This window comes from Citrobacter sp. Cpo090 (assembly GCF_030332665.1).
Lineage (GTDB): Bacteria > Pseudomonadota > Gammaproteobacteria > Enterobacterales > Enterobacteriaceae > Citrobacter > Citrobacter portucalensis.
The window spans coordinates 76,355-83,346 of the sequence record NZ_JAOWHK010000034.1 but is presented as its reverse complement, the minus strand read 5'-3'; the positions used below and the strand labels follow the sequence as shown (position 1 = coordinate 83,346).

At 41.9% G+C, this 6,992-nt stretch carries 5 protein-coding genes, 2 tRNA genes and 4 pseudogenes; 7 read left to right on the top strand and 4 right to left on the bottom strand.

All coding sequences use genetic code 11. The annotated features are described in order from the left end of the window. Positions 1 to 932, bottom strand: a 932-nt coding sequence (locus tag OGY83_RS18155) for an alpha/beta hydrolase family protein (protein ID WP_286636564.1), incomplete at its 3' end; no start/stop codon positions are given. A 302-nt stretch (positions 933 to 1,234) separates the two neighbouring features. After that, positions 1,235 to 1,648, bottom strand: coding sequence for a DUF805 domain-containing protein (locus OGY83_RS18150; protein WP_286636563.1), 414 nt, complete (start codon positions 1,646 to 1,648; stop codon positions 1,235 to 1,237). 570 nt (positions 1,649 to 2,218) lie between these two features. Between OGY83_RS18150 and OGY83_RS18145 the strand changes: the two genes are divergently transcribed. The 3 genes from OGY83_RS18145 (at position 2,219) to OGY83_RS18135 (ending at position 3,250) form a co-directional block, all read left to right on the top strand. Next, positions 2,219 to 2,291 (top strand) — tRNA-Thr (locus tag OGY83_RS18145). Positions 2,292 to 2,297: 6 nt separating this feature from the next. Beyond that, a tRNA-Gly gene (locus tag OGY83_RS18140) sits at positions 2,298 to 2,372 on the top strand. Positions 2,373 to 3,055: 683 nt separating this feature from the next. Next, the gene (locus OGY83_RS18135; RefSeq protein ID WP_286636561.1) at positions 3,056 to 3,250 is read left to right on the top strand and encodes a DUF4222 domain-containing protein; all 195 of its coding nucleotides are present in this window, start codon (positions 3,056 to 3,058) and stop codon (positions 3,248 to 3,250) included. A gap of 320 nt (positions 3,251 to 3,570) precedes the next feature. On the opposite strand, the pseudogene OGY83_RS18130 reads toward OGY83_RS18135, so the two are convergent. Beyond that, positions 3,571 to 4,454: pseudogene (locus OGY83_RS18130) on the bottom strand (IS110 family RNA-guided transposase); the annotation flags it as partial. Here OGY83_RS18130 and OGY83_RS18125 point away from each other — a divergent pair. The 3 genes and pseudogenes from OGY83_RS18125 to OGY83_RS18115 form a co-directional block, all read left to right on the top strand. Further along, a pseudogene (locus OGY83_RS18125) lies at positions 4,455 to 4,946 on the top strand (transposase); the annotation flags it as partial. It lies immediately after the preceding pseudogene. A 7-nt stretch (positions 4,947 to 4,953) separates the two neighbouring features. After that, positions 4,954 to 5,112, top strand: a pseudogene (locus OGY83_RS18120) (IS3 family transposase); the annotation flags it as partial. Between the two features lie 483 nt (positions 5,113 to 5,595). Beyond that, entirely contained in the window at positions 5,596 to 5,955 is a 360-nt protein-coding gene (locus OGY83_RS18115) for a hypothetical protein (protein ID WP_286636558.1), read from the top strand. Positions 5,956 to 6,158: 203 nt separating this feature from the next. Here the strand turns inward: OGY83_RS18115 and OGY83_RS18110 are convergent, their stop codons facing one another. Continuing rightward, a complete protein-coding gene (locus OGY83_RS18110; RefSeq protein ID WP_286636557.1) occupies positions 6,159 to 6,299 on the bottom strand; it encodes a hypothetical protein in 141 nt (46 codons plus the stop codon). A 124-nt stretch (positions 6,300 to 6,423) separates the two neighbouring features. Between OGY83_RS18110 and OGY83_RS18105 the strand changes: the two are divergent. After that, positions 6,424 to 6,948, top strand: a pseudogene (locus OGY83_RS18105) (transposase); the annotation flags it as partial. Positions 6,949 to 6,992 lie beyond the last annotated feature (44 nt).

Below are 6,992 nucleotides of genomic sequence, written 5' to 3'. Positions count from 1 at the left end.
ATTTTTTCTTTGTTAGCAATTTTTGCGATATTGTCAAATGCTTGCCAATAAGCTTCTTCTCCTTCGAAATACCATGTAGGTTTTTTGATCGATTTAACGTATCTGGCAGGAGAGCGTAGTTGAAACTCTCGTTTAGTTCGTTTAAAAGGAACTATTACCGACATTTCGCCACCCTCAACGCGAGCTTTCAGATCTGGTACTCCCCCAAGGCTGAAATAGCCTCTAAATTTGGTACTATACTCACTTGCAAGCAGAACTCGTGTACCGCCAGTACTGTGGCCTGCGAGATAGATACGTTCCGGATCGACATAGCTCTGCTTCGATAACCAATCATAAGCTGCTTCAATATCATCTAATTCACCATAGAACATTTCATAGCGACCAGGGTTTTTATCCTCACCACGGAAACTTGGCAACATGACTACCAGACCAGCTTTACGAAATGCACTGGCGCTTTGGTCATTATCTCTGTCATGTTCTCTCCAAAAAAAATCCTCACTGTCACTTAATCCACCATATCCACCCGATATCCATATTACAGCAGGGTGCCGTTTTCCGTCCTTAGGATTAGGAGTAACATAGGCAGTCATATCCCCAAGTTGTGTCGGATATTTTGTTAATATATAAGTGTCTCTTGGAGGGGTAAGTATCCGCCCTGAGTCAGTGAAACTATCAGCAATGATCTGGGTCGAATAACCATCACGTGACTCTCGTAATGACTTATTGCTCATAACCACCATATGGCCGGTATCAGGAATTTTAATAACAGATATCTGCTTAAGCATTGCTTTTTCATTCTCCCTTTTATCCTTTATAATTTCAGAAGAATGAATTTTTTCTCTTTTTTGCAAGGTCTTGTTCACGTCGCTTTCATCACAGCCGGCTAAGATGAAGGCCAGAGTAATAATACAAAATAGATTTTTTAATTTCATATGCAAATCACATGCTCATAAAGTTGATTAATTTCTTTGTCTATCTATTCGATTGTGAAAATGATAAAGTATCAAGATATTGTTCATTAAGAAAATTTTAAACTCTGGCGGGCACAGAACGAGTGTATCCACTATTTTCTAAGTGCATTGACATCAACCCCGCCCTGAAGGGCGAGGTTTACAGTACATCTTGATGAGGTCAAAAATTAGTAATATATCCCTGCTTTAATTCATCCAACCTGAAGTCGTTGTCTGTGTGATACAGGCTGGATGTTTTCTCAAGGGTCGTTATTTTATTCAGGTTAACTTGCTGGCTCATGTCCGCCTGCCACATTAAGTGACCTTTCGTCTTCAGATTTGGGATCTTTACCAAAACGGTTCTCCCCCTCAGTTCCTTTTTGACACATGAATATAAGCAGAACAATGTCACCAATGATAGGGATAAAATTCAATAAATACCACCACCCAGTGCGATCTGTGTCATGTAACCGTCTAAATGTAACAGAAATAGTAAGTAAGCCGTGTACGATAACACATATGGAATTAACTGTTTCTCGATCAACTCTGGCAAGAACCAAACCAACTACAAGAGGTAATATAATGAATGACAGAACGCCAAGACGGTAATACCAATACTCCCTTCTTCTAGTTCGCCCCTTGAAATTATTGAGGTTTTTTAATGGGTTTTTAAAGCAGTATGAAAACGTCAAAGACATTGTTAAATCACCATAGCAATAAGTTCAATTAGAAATGCTCTTGATTTAAAAGTTTATATAAATCAATTAAACCAATTCTTACTGTATTAAGACAGAAGGATGAATTATTATCCATGGTTACATGAAGATCAACCCCCCGCTCCAATTTTCCAAGCTAATAATTTAATAAGAATTAATGAACAATTAATTCCGATTTGTATGTTCGGTATTTTCGTATTCAGCATAGCTAAACTTAAAACATACTCATGAATGCTCCCCGCTATGTCTGAAATGCACTCTAAAAGCTGGACGCCAACTGAGTAATGTTGGAGTGCCCCCACTCTGGTATAGATGCTGAGCAGGAAGAAAAAAAGATTTAATCAAGTTGCTAGAGATATGAAGGAAAGATTTTATTATATTGTTTTATCTGTGTTTAATGTTTTAAATAAACATAAAAATATAAATAACTTTACATAAATTATCGTTTGTTATCATTGAAATGTATTCTTTCATCAGTACCATTCTATCTCGGTTCTGACAGGGGGTGACCTTTATTATTCGGTCAAGTTTGGCTCTGAATAACCAATTAATGCCGACTTAGCTCAGTAGGTAGAGCAACTGACTTGTAATCAGTAGTTCACCAGTTCGATTCCGGTAGTCGGCACTGTATGCAGACATCGTATAATGGCTATTACCTCAGCCTTCCAAGCTGATGATGCGGGTTCGATTCCCGCTGCCTGCTCCAAAGTTCTTTTGGGCAAATAGGGTGGCCTGAAAGAAATGTGAGAATCATTCCTGACCTCTATCCTTGTGCAGTAATGACACAGGATTGTTTCTCATACACCTAAGCACTTGCGTTATTTTATTGCTCTTTAACTCATTTGTGGCATAGATGAACAAAAGTTTATGAGGATGGTTTTATTAAGAGGCGTGAAACGCTCTTTTATCACACAACCTCTGTTTGTAGTTAAAACCAGCTGCAAACACTGTGCCACTACTTTTTACTGTAATCAAATGGCGTCTTATCGTTACTCGGTATGCGGGTACCTCGGGTGAGAAAGCGGTGAGACGCCATATGAATGCAGTGAAGCTCAGAGTAATTTGAGGTAAATCTGCATAGGTCTGCGTTTGTTTAAATCGTTACGAGTCCCAGTTGCTGGCTAAGGGCTATCTGGGGGAGGAACCCAGGGGTGCATTTACTATTGAGGTGTTCCCCAAGTACGGGGGGCGGGAAAAGTTCGTCCGAAGGCCGCTGACATATCACGTATTGAGGCAGATGATTTGTTTCGGGAGGCACCCGACACCTCATATTTAGTGCTCATATCACATGTAGCAGGTGATAAAACCAATAATAAAATATATTTCATGCGCTTTTCGACAACCACCTCTCAAGAGGTGGATTTTTTTGTCTATTGTATATAGGTGCGTATGTTTGACACGAATGATTTACCGAGTCCTCAACAACGATATAAAGATGATCGTGGCTCACTGGTGAAAATAGTTAACGTTGAGGAAAAATATGTTATTTTTATGCGGGAGGGATATCCGTATCCATGTATGAGACCAATGCATAATTTTTTAGCAAAATTTAATAGAATTCCCGAATTTTGGCAAGGTACGTAAATAGGGAGGAAATTCATGGGTATATGGATTGTGTTAAGCGGGATCCTTTGCTTATTCATTGCATACTTGGCAGATATGTACTCGAAAAAATTGGTAGCAGATGCAATGATTTTTACAGGAATATTCATGATTGCACTCTCAGCTTTAGTCTAAAAAAACACCTGTGTCCCTAACAATACCCATCTTATCCTTCAGGTGCGGTATTTGTTCGCGTGTCTTCTTCGGTTGTACAAAGAGGTGAGCTGAAAGTGATATTTGATAATGCCCGACAAGACATGTGAGTGGTGGATATTGCAAAGCGCATTATTCATTTATGAAAGTTACCCATGATGTTGGTGATACAACGGATCCCATGCTTCATTATTTTTCAGCATTGCGTTAAGGATGGTCAGTAGTTTTCTGATGCAGGCGGTCAGTGCAACCTTTTTTGGTTTTCCTGCGGCAACGAGGCGTGTATAGAATTCTTTAATTACTGGGTTGTGCCTCGTCCCGATCAGTGCGGACATATAGAGAGCTGTTCGGACGGAGGCTCGCCCTCCAAATACCGTTCGGCGACCGCGCATTGTGCCGGAATCTCTGTTTACTGGAGCAACCCCAATAAGCGCACTAATTTCACGTCGTGACAACGTTCCAAGTTCCGGAACCTCAGCCAGCAGCACGGCAACAGTCGCTGCACCAACACCTTTAACGGCGCTCAATAACGCAGATAATTCACTGAAATTTTTCGAAATATAGGCTGACATTTCAGCTTCTATACGAGCTATTTCACTTTTCAATACCGAAATAATAAATCTGATACTTTCATGATTCTGAGGATGCGATGGATGCAATCTGTTTCGCTCAGCTGTAAGCATTATCGTTAATTGTCGGCGTCTGACCACCATTGCTGCCAGCAACTGCCTGTGAGCATCAGGTAAGGGACGAATATATTTTTCCCGCCAGGATGCTGGTTAATAACTTTTGCCATTTGTAGCAGGATTCTGGCATCTATTTGGTCGGTCTTAGCCAGATAGCCCATTGCGCGGGCAAAATCTCGCGCCTGTCCAACCACATCAAAGCCTTCAGACTGAAGATAGCCAGCCACACCAGACTCAAGTCCCCCGGTGGCTTCCATCAGGATCAATTGAGTTTCATTTCGCTTTAACTCTTTGAGTATCTGATTAAAACCGCCATCTTCATTTGGCACAGTGAATGACTGGGCAATATAGCCCTGTGCAGCACGCTTCGAAGTCTTGCGAAGCGATGGATGGCCCTGACTGAAGAGCTAAATGAACTGGACGATTCACTGGATAAACTGACCCGCAAATATGCCAGTAACCTTCGTCGCCAGTTTGGGGTAGGACCGCAGACGGCGGCAACGCTGCTGGCTGTTGCAGGTGATAACCCCGAACGTTTAAAAAATGAAGCGGCTCTGGCATCTCTCTGCGGCGTAAATCCTTTACCAGCATCATCAGGAAAAACAGTCAGACACAGATTAAATCGTGGCGGCTCACGTGAAGCAAACAACGCCCTGTGGACAATAGCCCTTGTGCGTATGCGTAGTGATCCGCGCACAAGAATCTATGTCGACAGGCGGACTGGTGAAGGTTTGTCGACCAAAGAGATCCTGAGATGCCTAAAACGCTACATTGTCCGTGAACTCTATCCATTGATTTTATCGGACCTCGCCTACGCCAATCGCCCACTCTTGACATAGGAGCGTCAATGCGGTGGCCGAATCGTTCTTCAGTTCACTGAAAAAAGAGCGCATCAGGAAGAGAATATTCAAAATCTGGGATCTGGCCCGGGCGGGTATCTTCGATCACATTGAAGTCTTCTATAACCGGGCTCGGCGGCGTCAGTCCATCAACGACTCGGGATAGTCTAGATTATCCGTGGCGATTCATTTGATTCAATGTCACACTACTTATCGTTATCTCCAGTTTAAAAAATCCAACTATGCTCTGTTAAGTCCTGTCGAGTTATCGCTATCCATTGCTAATAATATGTAAAAAACAACACGTAAAAAACAAAAAACACACATACCTTTACAAAACATAAAAATAGACAAGTTGTTAATAATTAATTAATCAGTAATATACAAATATCATGTGTCATATACCTATTTTAAATAAATATATTCTATACAACATTATCAAATTTGTGATTCAAAATACAAACAACATAGTATGCAAGTGGTTAAAGCAATACTATGTTGTATTTGCGTAACACATCAACATTTGAAATGAGGCATGCATTCACAATGAAATAATTTAAGCCGTTCGTATATAATTCTGAGAGAAACCAAATCTTGTCTAAATACATATCCCTTTTAAAACTTTATTAATTTATACAAGGATAATGTCATGTTAAAAAAAATGTTAATCACATCACTATCATTATTCATGTTCAGTAATGTAAGTCATGCAGGTGGTGAAGCTCCATCTTATTATCCTAGAGTGGCGGCAATTACTTGTATTATGTCGAGTTCATCAAGTTCATCATACTTCTGGAATAACACCAAAGACTGTAACGATGCTGTAACATCAGGATATGCGAAAGGTGTTCAATATAAGGGAATATTTAAGTATGAGGATGGCTCTGAAGTAACATTTAATGGTTTCATTACCCCAAGTCAAGGTTATACTCCACCTCATCTTCCTGGGAAAAAAGCGGTTGCAATATTAAATGCAAGCGCGTCGTGGGCTAACTGGATTACCAATTAAAATAGTTTTTCCCCCGAGTATGATTCATAACCCTGCCCTTTATGGCGGGGTTAAATATAATCCAAAGTTTACTCTCGCTAATAGCTAATACGAAGAAAAGGGATAGATACAGAGGGAAACGACCGAAACGATTCAGGAAAAAGGTTGATACCCCTAAATTGCTCCTGGAACCAGGTCTATTTACACGCTTTTTGAGCATCTTTTTAATTCATCCCGCTTTCCACTCGCTCCAGTTCATCCATCTTATCCTGAGCCAGTTTAAGCATGACACCGAGCTGCTTGTTATCAACGAGTTGCCCCTGGTTGATGCCTTCCCGTTTATCGAGTGCCGTCCGGGGAGTCATAAACCATGATTTTTCGCCCATTATTTAGGTGAAAGTGCTCCCTGAACTGTGATCTTACCCAGCAGTAGTGGATACGCGACTAAGTGAGTAAACTCTCAACCAAAGGTGACTCACATGACAAAGCATCGACTACCAAAAAACACGCAAGCAGCACACGCCTCAATTTCGTCAGTAAGCCCTGAAATTGGCTGAACGCATTGGTGTGGCCGCAGCCGCCCGCGAACTTAACCTGTATGGATCACAGCTCTACAACTGGCGAAGCAGACAGCGAAATCAGCTCTCATCTTCTGAACGTGAACAGGAGATGTCCGCTGAGATCGCCCGTCTGAAGCGACAACTGACAGAGCGGGATAAGGAACTGGCCATTCACCAAAGGTCGCGACATACTTCGCGAAGCGCCTGAAATGAAGTATGTCTTCATCAAAAACATCGTGCTGAGTTCAGTATTTCAGGTTGCCCGTAGCGGCTGGTATATCTGGCATCGGCGTCGTTATCAGATAAGCCCGCATCAGCAGTTTCGCCTTGTCTGCGATAACATCGTCCGGGAGGCATTCAGTGACGCAAACAGCGATATGGTGCGCCACGCCTGACAGATGAGCTTCGTGCTCAGGGACGGGTGTATAGTGCCGGCCAGCCTGCGTCGGCTGTAGGCTGGCCCACGCCCCTGAAACCAGTGATATTCGCTACCATCAA